17 protein-coding genes and 1 other annotated feature are annotated in these 18075 nt (G+C 45.2%); of the genes, 13 read left to right on the top strand and 4 right to left on the bottom strand.

Features of this window, described 5'->3' with window-relative positions; translation table 11 throughout:
* Nucleotides 1-524 precede the first annotated feature (524 nt).
* A complete protein-coding gene (locus Xkoz_RS02825) occupies nucleotides 525-1832 on the top strand; it encodes an HAAAP family serine/threonine permease (protein WP_099140657.1) in 1308 nt (435 codons plus the stop codon).
* 88 nt (nucleotides 1833-1920) lie between these two features.
* Here Xkoz_RS02825 and Xkoz_RS02830 read toward each other — a convergent pair whose 3' ends face one another.
* A complete protein-coding gene (locus Xkoz_RS02830) occupies nucleotides 1921-3063 on the bottom strand; it encodes a serine hydrolase (protein WP_244183377.1) in 1143 nt (380 codons plus the stop codon).
* Nucleotides 3064-3321: 258 nt separating this feature from the next.
* On the opposite strand from Xkoz_RS02830, the gene Xkoz_RS02835 reads away from it, so the two are divergent.
* Complete coding sequence (locus tag Xkoz_RS02835) at nucleotides 3322-3942, top strand: glutathione S-transferase family protein (RefSeq protein ID WP_099140659.1); 621 nt, start codon at nucleotides 3322-3324, stop codon at nucleotides 3940-3942.
* 13 nt (nucleotides 3943-3955) lie between these two features.
* Here the strand turns inward: Xkoz_RS02835 and Xkoz_RS02840 are convergent, their stop codons facing one another.
* The gene (locus Xkoz_RS02840; protein WP_167386549.1) at nucleotides 3956-4795 is read right to left on the bottom strand and encodes an SDR family oxidoreductase; all 840 of its coding nucleotides are present in this window, start codon (nucleotides 4793-4795) and stop codon (nucleotides 3956-3958) included.
* A 283-nt stretch (nucleotides 4796-5078) separates the two neighbouring features.
* On the opposite strand from Xkoz_RS02840, the gene hisL reads away from it, so the two are divergent.
* From hisL to hisIE, 9 genes are all read left to right on the top strand, one after another.
* Nucleotides 5079-5126, top strand: coding sequence for a his operon leader peptide (hisL, locus tag Xkoz_RS19490; RefSeq protein ID WP_113967449.1), 48 nt, complete (start codon nucleotides 5079-5081; stop codon nucleotides 5124-5126).
* Nucleotides 5102-5223, top strand: a sequence feature (His leader region). Its footprint overlaps the gene before it by 25 nt.
* 56 nt (nucleotides 5224-5279) lie before the next feature.
* Nucleotides 5280-6179 carry an ATP phosphoribosyltransferase gene (gene hisG / locus Xkoz_RS02845; protein ID WP_099140661.1) on the top strand — a complete coding sequence of 300 codons (900 nt, stop codon included), beginning with the start codon at nucleotides 5280-5282 and terminating at the stop codon, nucleotides 6177-6179.
* A 2-nt stretch (nucleotides 6180-6181) separates the two neighbouring features.
* Nucleotides 6182-7498 carry a histidinol dehydrogenase gene (gene hisD, locus Xkoz_RS02850; RefSeq protein ID WP_167386544.1) on the top strand — a complete coding sequence of 439 codons (1317 nt, stop codon included), beginning with the start codon at nucleotides 6182-6184 and terminating at the stop codon, nucleotides 7496-7498.
* Between the two features lie 39 nt (nucleotides 7499-7537).
* Nucleotides 7538-8644: a histidinol-phosphate transaminase gene (gene hisC, locus Xkoz_RS02855; protein WP_099140663.1), complete on the top strand. Its 1107-nt coding sequence runs from the start codon at nucleotides 7538-7540 to the stop codon at nucleotides 8642-8644.
* Nucleotides 8641-9708 (top strand): bifunctional histidinol-phosphatase/imidazoleglycerol-phosphate dehydratase HisB, encoded by a 1068-nt coding sequence (gene hisB / locus Xkoz_RS02860; RefSeq protein WP_099140664.1) that lies wholly within the window; start codon nucleotides 8641-8643, stop codon nucleotides 9706-9708. The genes hisC and hisB overlap by 4 nt, the downstream gene beginning before the upstream one ends.
* 23 nt (nucleotides 9709-9731) lie before the next feature.
* Nucleotides 9732-10322, top strand: a complete 591-nt coding sequence (gene hisH, locus Xkoz_RS02865; protein WP_099140665.1) for an imidazole glycerol phosphate synthase subunit HisH — start codon at nucleotides 9732-9734, stop codon at nucleotides 10320-10322.
* A 4-nt stretch (nucleotides 10323-10326) separates the two neighbouring features.
* A complete protein-coding gene (hisA, locus tag Xkoz_RS02870) occupies nucleotides 10327-11064 on the top strand; it encodes a 1-(5-phosphoribosyl)-5-[(5-phosphoribosylamino)methylideneamino]imidazole-4-carboxamide isomerase (RefSeq protein ID WP_099140666.1) in 738 nt (245 codons plus the stop codon).
* Nucleotides 11046-11822, top strand: a complete 777-nt coding sequence (hisF, locus tag Xkoz_RS02875; protein WP_099140667.1) for an imidazole glycerol phosphate synthase subunit HisF — start codon at nucleotides 11046-11048, stop codon at nucleotides 11820-11822. The genes hisA and hisF overlap by 19 nt, the downstream gene beginning before the upstream one ends.
* Nucleotides 11816-12451: a bifunctional phosphoribosyl-AMP cyclohydrolase/phosphoribosyl-ATP diphosphatase HisIE gene (gene hisIE, locus Xkoz_RS02880; protein ID WP_099140668.1), complete on the top strand. Its 636-nt coding sequence runs from the start codon at nucleotides 11816-11818 to the stop codon at nucleotides 12449-12451. The genes hisF and hisIE overlap by 7 nt, the downstream gene beginning before the upstream one ends.
* 128 nt (nucleotides 12452-12579) lie before the next feature.
* On the opposite strand, the gene yiaY is transcribed toward hisIE, so the two are convergent.
* Complete coding sequence (yiaY, locus tag Xkoz_RS02885; protein WP_099140669.1) at nucleotides 12580-13731, bottom strand: L-threonine dehydrogenase; 1152 nt, start codon at nucleotides 13729-13731, stop codon at nucleotides 12580-12582.
* A 168-nt stretch (nucleotides 13732-13899) separates the two neighbouring features.
* On the opposite strand from yiaY, the gene Xkoz_RS02890 reads away from it, so the two are divergent.
* Nucleotides 13900-14394 carry a YbaK/prolyl-tRNA synthetase associated domain-containing protein gene (locus Xkoz_RS02890; protein ID WP_099140670.1) on the top strand — a complete coding sequence of 165 codons (495 nt, stop codon included), beginning with the start codon at nucleotides 13900-13902 and terminating at the stop codon, nucleotides 14392-14394.
* 303 nt (nucleotides 14395-14697) lie between these two features.
* On the opposite strand, the gene gndA is transcribed toward Xkoz_RS02890, so the two are convergent.
* The gene (gene gndA, locus Xkoz_RS02895; protein ID WP_099140671.1) at nucleotides 14698-16104 is read right to left on the bottom strand and encodes an NADP-dependent phosphogluconate dehydrogenase; all 1407 of its coding nucleotides are present in this window, start codon (nucleotides 16102-16104) and stop codon (nucleotides 14698-14700) included.
* A 274-nt stretch (nucleotides 16105-16378) separates the two neighbouring features.
* On the opposite strand from gndA, the gene Xkoz_RS02900 reads away from it, so the two are divergent.
* A complete protein-coding gene (locus tag Xkoz_RS02900; RefSeq protein WP_099140672.1) occupies nucleotides 16379-17959 on the top strand; it encodes a TerC family protein in 1581 nt (526 codons plus the stop codon).
* Nucleotides 17960-18075: the final 116 nt, after the last annotated feature.

Genomic DNA, 18075 nt, shown 5'->3' on the forward strand with positions numbered 1-18075 from the left:
TTTATAATGCAATTCGAGGTTATCCAAACACCACACAAGAAAAAATCATTAATATATAAATATCACTAAGCAATAAAACAGATAGATATTATAATTTAAAATAAAAATAATGATATATTCCCTAATAAGACTTTTACTTTATTTTATTTAATATTTAATTAACATCTAGATAAATATTTTTAACAACTTTCCTTTACTATATAAATCTTGCAATTGCGAGAGTGATCACGGTACATTTCACTGAAAATAACTATATTTCCCCCATCAAAAGTCTGGGGTTAAGTTTTCGGATTGAGACAAAGAGATGAATTGAAGGTCTTTTATCTTAAATGAACATATTTCAGGCAATTTATTAATGTAGTAAATAATGTAGCGATAATGTAGTAATAAAAACGTTTAGATAAACACCAACGCAATATCTGACAACTTATTATTCATATAAAAAATCCAACTCGCGCATTTAATTAATGTGCGGGTTTAGTAGTTTTTAAATTTTACTTTACCGCGTTATTTCGGAGATACTTATGGACACGTCTCAAGCAGGCTCGATCGCATCCTCTGCTTCCAACAAAAGCAATCACACGACCTGGCGTAAATCAGATACCGTATGGATGCTGGGATTATATGGCACAGCGATTGGTGCCGGCGTTTTATTTCTTCCCATCAATGCCGGTATTGGTGGTTTAATTCCACTCATTATCATGGCAATTCTTGCGCTTCCCATGACATTTTTTGCGCACCGTGGCATGTGCCGTTTTGTTTTATCGGGTAAAAGCAGTGGTGACGATATCACCGGCGTGGTAGAGGAACATTTTGGTAAGGTTGCAGGTTTTCTGATCACTATCCTCTATTTCTTTGCGATTTATCCTATTTTGCTCGTCTACAGTGTTGCATTGACCAATACAGTAGAAAGCTTTCTTGTGAATCAGCTACAGATAGATGCTCCGCCACGTGCATTACTGGCGTTGGTATTGCTGCTTGGTGTCATGAGCATTATTCGTTTCGGTGAGAAAGCCATTGTTAAGGCCATGAGTATATTGGTATTTCCATTCGTTACCGTTTTGATGCTGTTGGCCTTGTATTTAGTCCCTCACTGGAACACGACCATTTTTGATAACCTGTCGCAAGGCATTACCCTGTCTTCTACAGGCAATAGTGGTTTGTTGTTTACCCTGTGGCTAGCGATCCCTGTTATGGTTTTCTCTTTTAACCATTCCCCCATTATCTCAGCATTCGCAGTTGCAAAACGTGAAGAATATGGTGAGCATGCGGAGAAAAAATGTTCACGCATTCTGGCCTATGCCCATATCATGATGGTGCTGACCGTCATGTTCTTTGTTTTTAGCTGCGTACTGAGCTTGTCACCAGAAAATCTGGCAGAAGCAAAAGCACAAAACATTACTATTCTGTCTTATCTGGCTAACCACTTCCGTATACCAACTATTGAGTATATTGCTCCACTCATCGCCTTTATTGCCATTACCAAATCTTTCCTGGGCCACTATCTGGGTGCCCGTGAAGGTTTTAACGGCATTGTGAACAAGGCAATGATCAACACGAGTGGCAAGACTCTTCAGCATAAAACGCTGAATCGTATCACTAGCCTCTTTATGCTGCTCAGTGCCTGGCTTGTCGCCACGCTTAACCCAAGCATCCTGAATATCATTGAATCACTGGGTGGGCCAATTATTGCGATGATCCTGTTTATTATGCCAATGTACGCAATCAAAAAAGTGCCGGCCATGCGCAAATATGCAGGTAAACCAAGCAATCTTTTTGTCGTTGTGACTGGCTCAATTGCTATTTCAGCGGCCATTTATTCCGTCATGTAAGCAATATTTATCGGCTGCTTTCTTCGACAGTAGCACCTAAAAAAATGCCAGCCGACCTTTTGGCGACTGGCATTTTTTCATCTAAGGGTTAACCAAAGATTGCGTTAAACCAACCACTCACCGTTTTTACAATGAAATCCCACATACGCCCAAGGAAACCGCTTTCTTCCACGGCTTCTTTGACCACCAGTGGGCGTTGGTCAATGACTTTGTCATTCAGCAAAAAGTTCACCGTGCCCACCACTTGGTTTTGCGCTAATGGCGCCTCAAGGGAAGCATTATCCAGGGTAAAGCTCGCTTTCAAATTCCCTGCTTGCCCACGGGGAACGACCACGGCAGCATCTTTTTCCACCCCCAAGGCGACTTCTGGGTGAGTCCCATACCATACTTTTTCCGTCACCAAAGTATCGCTGGCCTTCAACGGTGTCGCCGATTCATAAAAACGAAATCCCCATGACAAAAGTTTCTCACTGTCAGAAAAACGTACACGATCACTGGGGGCGCCCAATATCACTGAAATCAGGCGCATTGACCCTTCCGTTGCCGATGAAACAAGATTATAACCCGCACCGCTGGTGTGTCCGGTTTTAATACCATCCACATTCATGTTCTTATTCCACAACAGGCGATTGCGATTAGGCTGGCGAATACGGTTAAACGTGAATTCTTTTTCTTTATTCAGGGCATATTCTTCTGGCACATCGCGGATCGTCGCCTGCCCCAAAAGCGCCATATCACGGGCGGTACTATACTGCCCTACCGCATCCAGACCATGCACGGTCTTGAAGTGGGTGTTCGTCAATTTTAGTGTTTCCGAATACTTATTCATCAAATCAACGAAGGCATCCTGGCTGCCTGCAACATAGTCTGCAAGCGCAATACTGGCGTCATTACCGGATTGGATGACAATACCGCGGTTCAGATCAATCACCTTAACCCTGTCACCGGGTTTCAGAAACATCAGCGATGATCCCTTAAGGATGGGATTTCCTGTCGCCCAGGCATCCTGACCAACAGTGACCCTATCTTCTGTGGATATTTTCCCTGATTTGATCGCTTGCCCAACCACATAGCTGGTCATTATCTTCGTCAAACTGGCGGGATCTAACCGCTCATCCGCATTATTGGAGGCCAGGATTTTTCCACTGGAATAATCCATCAATACATAGGCTTTCGCATCAATTTCAGGTGCGGCGGGCTGCTCCATTGCATATGCATTAACCCCCACCATCCCAAAAACAGCCAAGCCAAAAGTAAAAAATTTAATTACCGGTATCTGCCGTATTTTTTTCATCGTCGCTTGCCCTTTTCCCTATTACTCGACTCTGTGTCATATCGACAAAGTAAACGTAAAAGAATAAAAACTTTATTAATATAGGATGTTATGAGAGAAGACTCCAACCTAATAACGTAAAGATTTTTCTATCTCAGCTAGATTTATTATCATATTATTAATTACGAAAAAAGCACTGATATTAAGGAGAAAGTGATGTTGACGATCTGGGGCCGTAAGAATTCATCAAACGTGAAAAAAGTCCTTTGGTGTCTGGAAGAGCTAAATGTGCCATATCAACAAATTGATGTTGGTGGCAAATTTGGCAAACTGCGCGATCCTGAATACCTGCGTATGAACCCCAATGCCGTTATTCCCTGTTTGCAAGAAGACGATTTTATCTTATGGGAGTCAAACGCCATTGTTCGTTACATTGCGGCGAAATTTGGCAAAGATAGCCTTTACCCGGCTGATCTTCGAGCAAGGGCCAGCGTTGAAAAATGGATGGATTGGGTAGGCTGCAACCTCTTCCCGCCGATTAGACAATTCCTAATAAGTTTTGTCAGAACACCGGCAGACCAACGTGACCCTAAAGTCATCGCTCAATCTTTAGCAGAAATTGAAAAATTGCTGAAAATTGTCGACGAAACCCTCAGCAATCAACAATACCTTTCCGGCGACAAATTGGGTATGGCTGACATAGCCCTGGCTCCGTTGGTTTACTTATGGTTAAACGTAGAAATAGCGCGCCCATCGCTGCCAAACCTGGAGCGCTGGTATCAATTATTGGCCGAAAGACCCGCGTTCAAAAAAATTGTCATGATAGAAATAAGCTAAGTTTTTTTGTTGATTAACTCATTGGCATTCTGCCGGGATCTGGAAACTGATATTCAAACCCTAGTTCCCGACAGATGCGGCTACCATCAACGATTTTGCTTTCAATTTTTTCGATTTTTCCACCTTCTGACGGCAAAAATTCTGGCGGTATCAGATCAAGCTGGCAACTGGCTAATTGATAAAACTCCGCTCTTTTTGGGTGGATTGGTGCACACAAATTAAAGAGATACCCGCCTTCTGGTTGCTGTATAAGAAGTTTAATGGCAGAAATGACATCATCTTGATGTACCAAATTGACGGCACTTTCTCCTCCACTGAGTGCCTTCCTGCCAGCCAGAAAACGCCCCGCGTGACGCCCATTACCGACCAAACCGGCCAATCGCAAGATATCGACCGATGTATTGGGCAGTTGATGCAACCAGCTCTCCAACTCAGCCAGCGCCTTGGCTGATTCCGTTTCAGGGTGTACTGGCTCATCTTCATTGAGGTAACCAACCAATGAACCATAAACAGAGGTAGAACTGGTGAAAATAATCCGTGGAACTGAATACGACAGTGCAGTATCCACAATCAGTTGCACTGCTTTTATATAAGCCTTGCCACCGCCCGCAATACCACTCACAGGCAATGTCAGCACCAACACATCAACGGACATTAATTGTTCAAGATCATCCGCATCGCAAACAACCTGAGGCACCAAATTTAATAGATAACAATCCAGCCCGCACATACAAGCGGCTTCAACGCCATCCGGTGTTGTTTTACTCCCCACTACCTGCATTCCCCCGCTGTGCAGTGCTTGTGCCAATGGCATCCCTAACCACCCCAACCCAATAATGGAAACTTTTTTCACCATCCCCTCCCAAAAGAGATATTATTTCGATTCTTAGGCCATTATGTGACCACGGCTAACATTACTCATCTATTTGTTTAATAGCAATAAAACACATTTTTGTTTTAAAACAATATGTTGTAAAAAAATAAATATCTTCTTTAAAAAAAGTTTGCTTTTTATACATAAAATCGTATAGGTTAAACAACAAGCAACCAATCCTCAGTCACAAATATCGCCATTATTCAGTACAGCATATTTTTCACACAATCCGTTTGGTAGAAAAAATAGAGAACTCGTATATATGAACCGTATTCAATTTAACCACCATCACCACCATCACCCTGACTAGTCTTTCAGGCTGATAGGTGCTGGAAGACATTTGACCCGTCTTCCGGTGGTATGAATACGAAAAAAACCCTCGGAAGATTTTCCGGGGGTTTTTTTATGTCTGACGGCTACGAATGAGTGACTCACTGAATCTTGAGACAGGATAAAACACAACATGCTAGATAAAACACGTTTACGTATCGCCATGCAAAAGTCAGGCCGCCTGAGCGATGACTCCAGAACCCTGCTGGCGAGTTGCGGCATCAAAATTAACTTGCAGCAACAGCGCCTGATCGCATTCGCTGAAAATATGCCTATCGACATTCTGCGTGTCCGCGATGATGACATTCCCGGCCTTGTGATGGATGGGGTTGTCGATCTGGGCATTATTGGGGAAAACGTGCTTGAGGAAGAATTACTGACTCGTCGGGCACAAGGAGAAGATCCTCGCTATCTCACATTGCGCCGGCTCGATTTTGGCGATTGTCGGCTTTCTCTGGCAGCACCTTTTGATTGCGATTATACCGGCGCGGAATGCCTGCAAGATTCTCGCATTGCCACCTCTTACCCGCACTTATTGAAACGTTATTTAGACCAAAAAGGCATCCGTTTCAAATCCTGTCTTCTTAATGGTTCAGTCGAAGTTGCCCCCCGTGCAGGGCTGGCAGATGCCATTTGTGATTTAGTTTCCACAGGCGCGACGTTGGAAGCTAATGGCTTGCGGGAAGTTGAAGTCATCTATCGTTCAAGAGCCTGTTTGATCCAACGTGATGGAGAGATGCCAGAAGCCAAACAGCAGCTTATTGACAAGTTGATGCTCCGCATCCAAGGCGTCATCCAGGCGCGAGGCTCCAAATACATCATGCTGCACGCGCCCAGTGACAAACTGGAAGAGATTATATCCCTGCTGCCAGGGGCAGAACGCCCGACTATCTTGCCTCTGGCGGGTGCACAAAATCGCGTCGCCATGCACATGGTCAGTAGTGAAACCCTGTTCTGGGAAACGATGGAAAAACTCAAGGCATTAGGTGCCAGTTCCATTTTGGTTCTGCCAATTGAAAAAATGATGGAGTAACGTTGATGAATACCAATTTTAAGACCATCATTCACTGGCAGGCATGTACGCCAGACCAGCAAAAAATATGGCTGACACGCCCAGCGATTGCTGCATCCGCAGATATTGCCAGTACAGTCAAACAAATTCTGGAAACCGTAAAAACACGGGGTGATCAAGCATTACAAGCGTTCAGCCAGCGCTTTGACAAAACGACTATTCAAGCCATCCAAATTTCTGCAAATGAAGTGAATGCTGCGGCTGCTCGCTTAAATCCCGAAATCAAGCAGGCTATGCAACAGGCCGTGGACAACATCCGTCAGTTCCACGAGGCACAAAAACCGGCAGAAATTGACATTGAAACATTACCAGGCGTTCGCTGCCAGCTAGTTACACGCCCAATAGATTCAGTTGGGCTCTATATTCCCGGCGGCTCTGCCCCCCTGCCTTCCACGGTATTAATGCTGGGTACACCCGCCCGTATTGCGGGTTGCCGTAAAGTCATCCTGTGTTCTCCTCCCCCCATTGCCGATGAAATACTCTATGCTGCGCAACTCTGTGGGATCAGCGAAATATTTCAAGTCGGTGGCGCCCAGGCGATTGCCGCAATGGCATTTGGGACAGAATCCGTTCCCAAAGTAGACAAAATTTTTGGTCCCGGAAATGCATGGGTTACCGAAGCCAAACGTCAGGTCAGCCAACAGATTGACGGCGCCGCCATCGACATGCCCGCCGGCCCATCCGAAGTACTGGTCATTGCTGACAGCGGAGCCAACCCCGTCTTTACGGCGGCGGACCTACTTTCACAAGCAGAACACGGCCCTGATTCCCAAGTGCTCCTATTAACGCCCGATGAAAACCTGGCTAAAAAAGTGATCCGTGAAATTGAAACCCAACTGACTGCTTTGCCACGCCAGCAGATCGCAAACCAAGCCTTGCAAGCCAGCCGGATTATTGTGACTGGCGATCTCGCCCAGTGTGTCGCGATCAGCAATCAATATGGCCCAGAGCATTTGATCATTCAAACACGCCAGCCTGAACAACTGGTTGAACAAATTACCAGCGCCGGTTCCATTTTTCTCGGCGACTGGTCGCCTGAATCCGCCGGAGATTATGCTTCCGGCACTAACCACGTTCTGCCTACCTATGGCTATACTTCAACCTATTCCAGCCTCGGCTTGGCTGATTTTCTGAAAAGGATGACCATCCAGCGGCTTACTCCCCAAGGATTAAAAAAACTCGCACCAACCATCGAAACGTTGGCACAGGCAGAACAGCTTATCGCACACAAAAACGCCGTTACATTACGCATAACGGCCTTGAATAACGCAGACCGATAACCACTGAGATTAATAACCATAACACGTTAAGGAACAAGTATGAGTACGGTTTTTGATATCAATGCATTGGCAAGAGAAAACGTTCGCAAATTAGTCCCTTATATGTCTGCCCGCCGGCTGGGGGGGCGTGGTGATATTTGGTTGAATGCGAATGAATACCCTATCGCACCCGATTTTCAATTCACTGAAAACACGCTCAATCGCTATCCCGAATGCCAACCCACCACGGTCATTCAACGGTATGCCGATTACACTACCCTGCAACCGGAGCAAATCCTTGTCAGCCGTGGCGCAGACGAATCTATCGAACTGTTGATCCGCGTTTTTTGCGAACCCGGTCAAGATGCTGTACTGATTTGCCCACCCACCTATGGCATGTACAGCGTTAGCGCCGAAACCTTTGGTGTAGAACAGAAAAAAATCCCCGTTAACGCCAACTGGCAACCCGATATTACCGCCATCAAAAATAATCTGGATCGCGTCAAGCTGATCTATATCTGTAGCCCCAACAATCCGACAGGCAACCTGATTGACCCTGCGGCATTACGCCAGATCCTGGAATTGGCATCTGGTCGCGCTATTGTTGCCATTGACGAAGCCTATATCGAATTTTGTCCACAACATACTACCCTTCGTTGGCTACAAGACTATCCTCATTTAGTCATTTTGCGAACCCTCTCGAAAGCTTTTGCTTTGGCTGGATTACGTTGTGGATTTACGTTGGCTTCTGCCGATATCATCGCACTGATGCAAAAAGTGATTGCGCCTTATCCACTGCCAACGCCGGTTGCGGATATTGCTGCACAAGCGCTCACTAAAACCGGGATTGAAACAATGAAAAAACGGGTCGCCGAGATCACCCGCAATCGGGCTTATCTCCAGCACGCACTGAGTCAATTAGCGTGGGTTGAAAAGGTGTTTCCAAGCGAAACCAACTATATTTTGGTGAAATTTACCCATGCAGAGTGGGTATTCAAGACACTGTGGCAACAAGGGATCATCTTACGGGACCAGCGTCAGCAACCAGGATTAGAACATTGCCTGCGTATTACTATCGGCAGCCGGAATGAATGTGAACAGTTGGTTCGTGCTATCAGCGTACTGTCCAACCCACTTCAACAACCAAAGGAAACTGAGAACCCATGAGCCAGAAACTGCTTTTTATTGACCGCGATGGAACATTGATCACCGAGCCACCCAGTGATTATCAGGTTGATCGCCTTGATAAATTGGCTTTTGAAACTGATGTGATCCCAGCCTTACTGGCCCTGCAAAAAGCCAATTATAAATTAGTGATGATCACGAATCAGGACGGGTTAGGTACGCCCAGTTTTCCACAAGCCGATTTTGATCCCCCCCATACCTTAATGATGCAGGTTTTTACCTCACAAGGTATCCACTTTGAAGAGGTGCTAATCTGCCCGCACAAAGCAGAAGATAACTGTCACTGTCGCAAGCCCAAGCTGGGATTGGTACAAAAATATCTGGCCAACAATGTCATCGATATTGATAACAGTTACGTCATCGGTGATCGGGAAACTGATCTGCAATTAGCCCAAAACATGGGGATTAAGGGGATCCGTTACCAGCCTGAATCACTGGGATGGTCGATCATTTGTCAGCAACTGACCCGTAACGATCGCCATGCGCACGTTGAACGAAAAACCCAAGAGACGGCCATCAATATTGAAGTTTGGTTGGATCGTGAAGGGGAAAGCCGCATCAATACCGGCGTTGGTTTTTTCGATCATATGCTAGACCAAATCGCCACTCACGGCGGCTTTCGCCTGCATATCCAGGTCAGAGGCGATCTCCATATTGACGATCATCACTCCGTTGAAGATACCGGTCTCGCACTGGGGGAAGCCTTAAAACAGGCATTAGGAGATAAACGCGGCATTGCCAGATTTGGCTTTATGCTACCGATGGATGAGTGCCTTGCCCGCTGTGCCCTGGATATTTCCGGTCGCCCACATCTTGAATATAAGGCTGAATTTAAACATCAGCGGGTTGGCGATTTAAGTACAGAGATGATCGAACATTTTTTCCGTTCCCTCTCTTACACAATGGGATGCACCCTCCACCTGAAAACCAAAGGCAAGAACGATCACCATCGGGCAGAAAGTCTGTTTAAAGTCTTTGGCCGGACATTACGGCAAGCCATTCGCGTAGAAGGCGATACCTTGCCTAGCTCCAAGGGTGTTTTATAGGAACGGTTATAAAGGAAGTGATGATGAATGTGGTTATTCTGGATACCGGTTGCGCTAACCTTGCTTCTGTGACCTATGCTATCCGTCGGTTAGGCTATGAACCAATGGTGAGTTTAGACGCGGATATTGTACGAGCGGCCGATAAGCTATTGCTACCTGGCGTGGGGACAGCAGCCGCTGCAATGAAACAACTTAAACAACGGGAATTAATTCCCTTGATTCATTCCCTTACCCAGCCCGTGTTGGGTATCTGTCTTGGTATGCAATTGCTGGCCGGTGTGAGTGAGGAAGGAAATAATGTCACTCTGTTACAGTTAATTGACGCGCCTGTCAAAAAAATGATGGACGCAGGTTTGCCATTGCCACATATGGGTTGGAATAAAGTACAAGCGCAGGCAGGTCATCCCCTGTTTCGCTATATTGCCGATAATGCCCGTTTCTATTTTGTCCATAGCTATGCCCTGCCTGTCGGTGAATATACGATTGCCCAAACGGAATATGGCAATACATTTAGTAGTGCCATTGCAAAAGACAATTTCTTTGGGGTGCAATTCCATCCTGAACGTTCAGGCGCCGCGGGTGCACAATTACTCAAAAACTTTTTGGAGATGTAAGCGCATGATTATACCTGCATTAGATTTAATCGATGGCAATGTGGTGCGTTTGCATCAGGGAGATTATGACCAACGTCAGGATTATGGCAACTCTCCACTCTCCCGCCTACAACAGTATGAACAGGAAGGCGCTAATTTATTGCATGTGGTGGATTTGACAGGTGCCAAAGATCCTGCCAAACGCCAAATCGCACTGTTAAAAGCGCTACTGGCAGGCATTACGGTTCCCGTGCAAGTTGGCGGTGGAATTCGCTCAGAAGCAGATGTAAAAACCTTGCTTGAAGCAGGCGCACACCGGGTTGTCATTGGTTCTACGGCCATTACACAACCTGAATTAGTCAAGCAATGGTTTCAGCGCTACGGGGCAGAGGCCATTGTGCTGGCACTGGATGTCCGCATCAATGCTGATGGGGTGAAACACGTCGCGATTAGCGGTTGGCAGGAAAACAGCAACGCGACCCTTGAGGATGTCATTGAACAATATCTCCCTGTCGGACTAAAACATGTTTTATGTACCGATATTTCCCGTGATGGCACATTAAGCGGCTCTAATCTTGCGCTCTATCAGGAAATCAACCAGCAATATCCACAGATCCAATTTCAAGCCTCTGGCGGCATTGGCAGTCTCAGCGATATCGCTCCCCTGCCTGCATCGGGTGTGGCGGGGGTTATTGTCGGGCGCGCATTACTGGAAGGAAAATTTACCTTGCCGGAGGCTATTCAATGTTGGCAAAACGCATAATTCCCTGTCTGGATGTCCGTGCCGGACAAGTCGTCAAAGGGGTACAATTCCGTAACCATGAAATTATTGGTGATATCGTTCCCCTTGCACAGCGCTATGCCCAAGAGGGCGCCGATGAATTGGTGTTTTACGATATTACCGCCTCTTCCGACGGCCGTGTGGTAGATAAAAGCTGGGTGGCGAAAGTCGCTGAAGTTATCGATATCCCTTTCTGTGTAGCGGGTGGTATTAAAAATGTCGAAGAGGCAGGTCAAATTTTAGCATTCGGGGCAGATAAGATTTCCATCAACTCCCCTGCCTTGGCTGATCCAGATTTAATTAACCGTCTGGCTGATCGCTACGGTGTTCAATGCGTTGTCGTGGGTATTGATACGTGGTTTGATGAAAATACCAACCATTATCAGGTCTATCAATTTACCGGGGATGAAAAACGCACCACCGCAACAGGCTGGCAAACATTGGATTGGATCAAAGAAGTCCAACAACGCGGCGCGGGTGAAATCGTCCTGAATATGATGAATCAGGATGGTGTCCGTAATGGCTACGATCTTACTCAACTGAAATTAGTGCGTGATGTCTGTTCTGTCCCCTTAATTGCGTCTGGCGGGGCTGGGGCACCAGAACATTTCCTTGATGCTTTCCAGCTTGCCAATGTTGATGGTGCTTTGGCGGCTTCCGTTTTTCACAAGCAGATCATTAATATCAGTGAACTCAAACAATATCTTGCTACACAAGGTGTCGAGGTTAGAACATGCTAACAGCGCAGCAATTAACAACCCAAGACATCGAGAAGCTGGATTGGGAAAAAGTGGATAATTTGATGCCCGTCATCATCCAACATGCCACTTCTGGAACCGTGTTAATGATGGGGTATATGAATCAGGAGGCACTGCATGCCACGCTTCACTCTGGCAAGGTGACTTTTTTTTCCCGTACTAAACAGCGATTATGGACAAAAGGCGAAAGTTCCGGCCACTTTCTGGATCTGGTCGATATCTATCCTGACTGTGACAATGACACCCTGCTAGCCTTAGTCCTTCCTATGGGGCCAACCTGCCATAAAGGCACGGAAAGTTGTTTTGCCCCTGCACAAACCGAATGGGGTTTTCTCTATGAATTGGAACAACTCCTGGCAAGCCGAAAAAATGCCTCGCCGGATAGTTCCTATACCGCGCGTTTATATGCTAGCGGAACAAAACGCATCGCCCAAAAAGTTGGCGAAGAAGGTGTCGAAACCGCATTAGCCGCGACAGTCAATGATAGGGAAGAGTTGACGAACGAAGCCGCAGATTTGCTCTATCACCTGCTGGTTTTACTTCAGGATCAGAAGCTCGATCTCAGTCGCATCATTCGCCAATTGCGGGAACGGCATTCAGCCAAGGCGTAATTTTCGATGCAAGCATTGAGATCTTAAAAAATAACAGCCACTTCGCCAACAAGCATTGAAACGAAGTGGCTTGCTCGCTAAATCTTGCAGCATTTAGATATTATCATAATGATTGGATAACCTTACCGTCACATGGCTGCCTGGAAGATAGCAACAATTTCTTCATGTGATGCTTGAATCGGGTTAGTGAATCCACAGGCGTCTTTCAATGCATTAGTCGATAATATTGGCAAATCTTCCTCTTTTACATTCAACGCAGACAAACCCGACGGAATATTCACATCTTTTGCCAATTCACTGATGGCCTGAATACAGGCTTTAGCCCCTTGTTCATCGTTTAAATCACCAACCTTAACCCCCATGGCAACCGCAATCTCTTTCAGGCGCGTAGCAGAAACTTTTGCATTGAATCGCTGTACATGGGGTAATAAAACCGCATTGCAGACACCATGAGGCAAATCATAAAATCCGCCTAACTGATGCGCCATGGCATGGACATACCCCAAAGAGGCATTATTGAATGCCATACCTGCCAAAAACTGGGCATAAGCCATATTCTCACGCGCTTCCATATCGTTACCATTTTCAACAGCACGGCGCAGATAGCGGCTAATCATTGTCACGGCTTTCAACGCGCAAGCGTCAGTGATGGGATTTGCCGCCGTAGAAACATAAGCCTCAATAGCATGGGTCAGTGCATCCATTCCCGTCGCAGCAGTCAATCCTTTTGGCATTCCTGCCATCAATGTAGGATCATTGACTGACAAGATGGGGGTCACATTTTTATCCACGATGGCCATTTTGATATGACGTTCAACGTCCGTAATAATACAGAAGCGTGTCATTTCAGAAGCGGTTCCCGCGGTAGTGTTAATGGAAATCAAGGGTAGCTGTGGCTTAGCTGAACGATCGACCCCTTCATAATCACGGATATCTCCGCCATTTACCGCCACCAGCGCAATACCTTTTGCACAGTCATGTGGTGAACCACCACCTAACGAGATCACACAGTCACAGTTATGCTGACGCAAAATTTCCAGGCCTTCCTCAACATTGATTGTGGTTGGGTTTGGATTTGTTCCATCATAAATTGCGCTTTTTATCCCAGCATCTACCAGTAAAGCCTGAACTTTACCCACAACACCAATCGCATTTAGCACGCGATCCGTGACAATTAAGGCCTGTTTGTAGCCATAATTTTTTATTAATTCAACAGATTCAGTTATAGATCCCGTGCCGATTTTATTCACTGACGGGATGAAGAAAGTTGATGCTGCCATTTGAAACTCCTCAGATTTTATGAAGTATCCCAAATCTAATGTAAGAAGATTAGATTACAATGTGATACTTATCTACCTCAGTAATTTTGACCAGAATCAGTAAGTTCCCTATGCAGGAATGAAAAAACAGGTGTCAATTTTTACTTTGAACATATACAGGAGAATATTTTGCTAAAAAACAACATCTTTGAACGTCTCACCACCTTATTGGACACCCACAATGCCCGCTATCGAGTTATGGAGCATGAGACTGGCGGTCGTTCAGAAGAAATAGCTAAAATACGGGGCACCCACTTGGGGCAAGGCGCTAAGGCCTTGGTTTGCCATGTAAAAGGAAATGGTCATCGACAGTATGTCCTTGCTGTCTTACCCGCTGACCAACAAGCCGATCTTGCTATCCTTGCCAAACAAATAGGAGGAACTCGGGCATCTCTGGCAAGTCCAAAAGAAGTTTCTGAATTGACCCATTGTGTTTTTGGAGCCATCCCACCCTTCAGCTTTCACCCAGATCTGAAGTTGGTTGCCGATCCGCTTTTGTTTGAACGCTATGACGAATTGGCATTTAATGCAGGCAGTCTGGAACGTTCGATTATTTTGAAGACAGAAGATTACCTTCGCATCACTGTACCAGAATTAGTTGTTTTTCGTAAAACAGTTGATTAAACATGACATAAATAAAAATTATATTTTTGCTATAATTTAACCAGGCAAAAATGGGTGACTATTATATGAATAATATTTTTGTTCTGGTAATAATCGGCCTTGCTATTCTCAGTCTTGCTGTATTTCTTTATCTTCACGATGCAGAAATAGCCCATTGGTTGGAGAGATTTACCCAACGATTGCTTAAATGGCAACCTCCAGATTGATGCTTTACTGTTACTGCATACCCTTTAACAAATAAGGTGCTGATAATTCAGCACCTTACTTTGTCAATATCTTATGTCTTATAAAGAGATAAAATGATTATTCCAGCCATTCGGTGTGGAAAACACCTTCTTTATCAGTACGCTTGTAAGTATGCGCACCAAAGTAATCACGTTGTGCCTGAATCAAGTTGGCTGGCAAGACCGCAGAACGATAACTGTCATAATAAGAGATGGCTGCGGAGAATGTTGGCGTTGGGATGCCATTTTGCACACCATAAGAAACCACATCACGCAGAGCTTGTTGATATTGGTCTGCGATTTGTTTGAAGTAAGGTGCTAAAAGCAGGTTAGCGATAGCGGGGTTTTCATTGTATGCATCGGTGATTTTTTGCAGGAATTGCGCACGAATAATACAGCCCGCACGGAAAATCTTGGCAATTTCGCCATAGTTCAGATCCCAATTGTGCTCATCCGATGCCGCTTTCAATTGTTGGAAGCCTTGCGCGTAAGAAACAATCTTACCCAAGTACAGGGCACGGCGAACTTTCTCGATAAATTCCGCCTTATCTCCGTTGAATGGCAGAATTTCTGGACCGGACAGAACCTTAGATGCTGCTACACGCTGATCTTTCAAGGAAGAGATATAGCGAGCAAAAACCGATTCCGTGATAAGTGTGACTGGAACACCCAGATCCAACGAGCTTTGGCTGGTCCATTTGCCGGTGCCTTTGTTGGCCGCTTCATCCAGGATCACATCAACCAGATATTTCCCATCTTCATCTTGCTTACGGAAAATATCAGCCGTAATTTCGATCAAATAGCTGCTCAGTTCGCCTTGGTTCCAGTCACTGAATACTTCAGCCAGTTCTTGGTTACCCAGGTTCAATGCACTTTTCAACAAAGAATAGGCTTCTGCAATCAACTGCATATCCCCATATTCAATGCCATTGTGAACCATCTTCACATAATGACCGGCACCATCTGCCCCGATATAAGTCACACAAGGTTCGCCATCAACCTGGGCTGCGATCTCTTTCAGAATTGGGGCCACCAATTCATAGGCTTCTTTCTGGCCACCAGGCATAATTGAAGGACCTTTTAACGCACCTTCTTCGCCACCAGAAACACCTGTACCGATAAAGTTAATGCCCTGAGCAGACAATTCACGATTACGACGAATAGTATCCTGAAAATAGGTGTTGCCACCGTCGATCAGAATGTCACCCTTATCCAAATGTGGCAGCAATGATGCAATGGTCTTATCCGTAGCTTCACCCGCCTTAACCATCAACAGAATACGACGTGGCTTTTCCAGCGAATCGACAAATTCTTCAATGGAATAACTTGGGACTAATTTTTTCCCTGGATTTTCAGCAATAACTTCATCTGTTTTATCGCTGGAGCGGTTAAAAATAGATACAGAGTAACCACGGCTTTCAATATTCAACGCCAGGTTGCGCCCCATTACCGCCATACCGACAACACCGATCTGTTGTTTGGACATGAATGACTCCCGTCTAATAATGACTACCACCCACTCAAGATGCTGTACGTCATGCCGTATGCAACAATACAGAGTGGGCAATTTGTTAATGAAGCCACATGTTAACTCAGGAATGGTCATCGGCGGTAGTTATTGATGCAATCGATACCGTCATGACGTTTTTTTGCTGAAAAAATTTCCAACTGAGACAAATCAACTATTGATATTTCGCATTTCAATACGCATTATTTAATAGTCGGCAAGTGCCGTCCCGCTAAAAGGTAAAACAAATTATATGGAATGGATCGCTGATCCGACGATATGGGCAGGTCTGGCCACACTTATCGTTTTAGAAATTGTTCTCGGAATAGACAACTTAATATTCATCGCCATTCTGGCAGATAAACTTCCTGAAAAAGAGAGAGATAAAGCTCGCCTGACAGGGCTTTCCTGTGCCCTAATCATGAGGATATTGCTGTTATTTAGCTTATCCTGGCTTATTTCCCTGACGAATCCATTGGTTACCTTATGGGGGCATCCTTTCAGCGCCCGTGATTTAATCATGTTGATTGGTGGGTTTTTCTTGCTGTTCAAAGCAACAATGGAATTGAATGAACGATTAGAAGGAAAAACCCTACATACTAATCAACAACGTAAAAGCGCTAGCTTCTGGGCGGTTGTTGTACAGATTATTGTTTTGGATGCGGTATTCTCTCTTGATTCTGTTATCACCGCCGTCGGTATGGTCAATCACATTGGTATCATGGTTGCTGCTGTGACCATCGCCATGACCCTGATGATATGGGCCAGCAAACCACTGACAAAATTTGTCAATGCCCATCCCACCATCGTTATTCTGTGCCTCAGTTTCTTGCTAATGATCGGTTTTAGCCTGGTTGCAGAAGGCTTTGGTTATCATATACCGAAAGGTTATCTTTATGCTGCCATCGGCTTCTCCATCATGATTGAAGCACTGAACCAGTTTGCCCTGTTCAATCGTCGCAAGTTTTTGAGCGCCTCTCGCTCCCTGCGCGAAAGAACCGCACAGGCTGTTCTTCATATTTTAAATGGCAAACGTGAAAACGCAGACTTGGATAATCATACTTCCGATCTGATTGCTGATCATGCAGATAACAAAGAACTCTTTGAGCCCCAGGAACGCCAGATGATTGCCCGCGTTCTCAGCATGGCGCAACGGACTGTCAGTAGCATCATGACTTCACGCCATGATGTGGTTTATCTTGATATCCATTCTCCTACGGAAAAATTGACGACGCTACTGAAACAAAAGCCGCATACACGAATTGTCGTCACAGATGAACAGATCGGTGATGAACCGCTTGGTGTGGTACATGTGATTGATATCCTTGATCAACAGCTAACCCACAAGACGTTCGATTTAAAGAATTTGGTTCAGCAGCCATTGATTTTCCCTGAGTCTCTCTCCTTGTTGCAAGCATTGGAACAGTTCCGTAAAGCACAAACCCACTTTGCTTTTGTCGTCGATGAATTTGGTTCTGTTGAAGGGGTAGTTACGGTAACCGATGTGATGGAAACCATTACAGGCAATCTTCCTGTTGGTAGCGGAGAGATCGACGCTCGCCATGATATTCAGGTCATGGAAGAGGGACATTGGATCGCCAATGGATTTATGCCATTGGAAGATTTAGTGCTTTACGTACCCCTGCCCTTGGATGAAAAACGGGAGTACCAGACACTGGCGGGCCTGTTGATGGAACATTTGCAACACATTCCACAACAAGGTGAACAATTGAAGATTGGTGACTATCAGTTTGAAGCGTTGGAAATCACGAGCCACCGCATCAATAAAGTGAAAATTACCCCCCTGATCGTAGAAGAAGAGCTGGAAATATAATCTGCTCTTTTAACCAGCTACACCACTTACTAAGAAAAAACCGGCATAAGCCGGTTTTTTTTATTCCTATAAGTTTTATCAGTTTGATTTAATTTTTAAAGTATTTGTTCATGATG

This window comes from Xenorhabdus kozodoii, from assembly GCF_002632875.1.
In the GTDB taxonomy this organism is placed as follows: Bacteria; Pseudomonadota; Gammaproteobacteria; order Enterobacterales; family Enterobacteriaceae; genus Xenorhabdus; species Xenorhabdus kozodoii.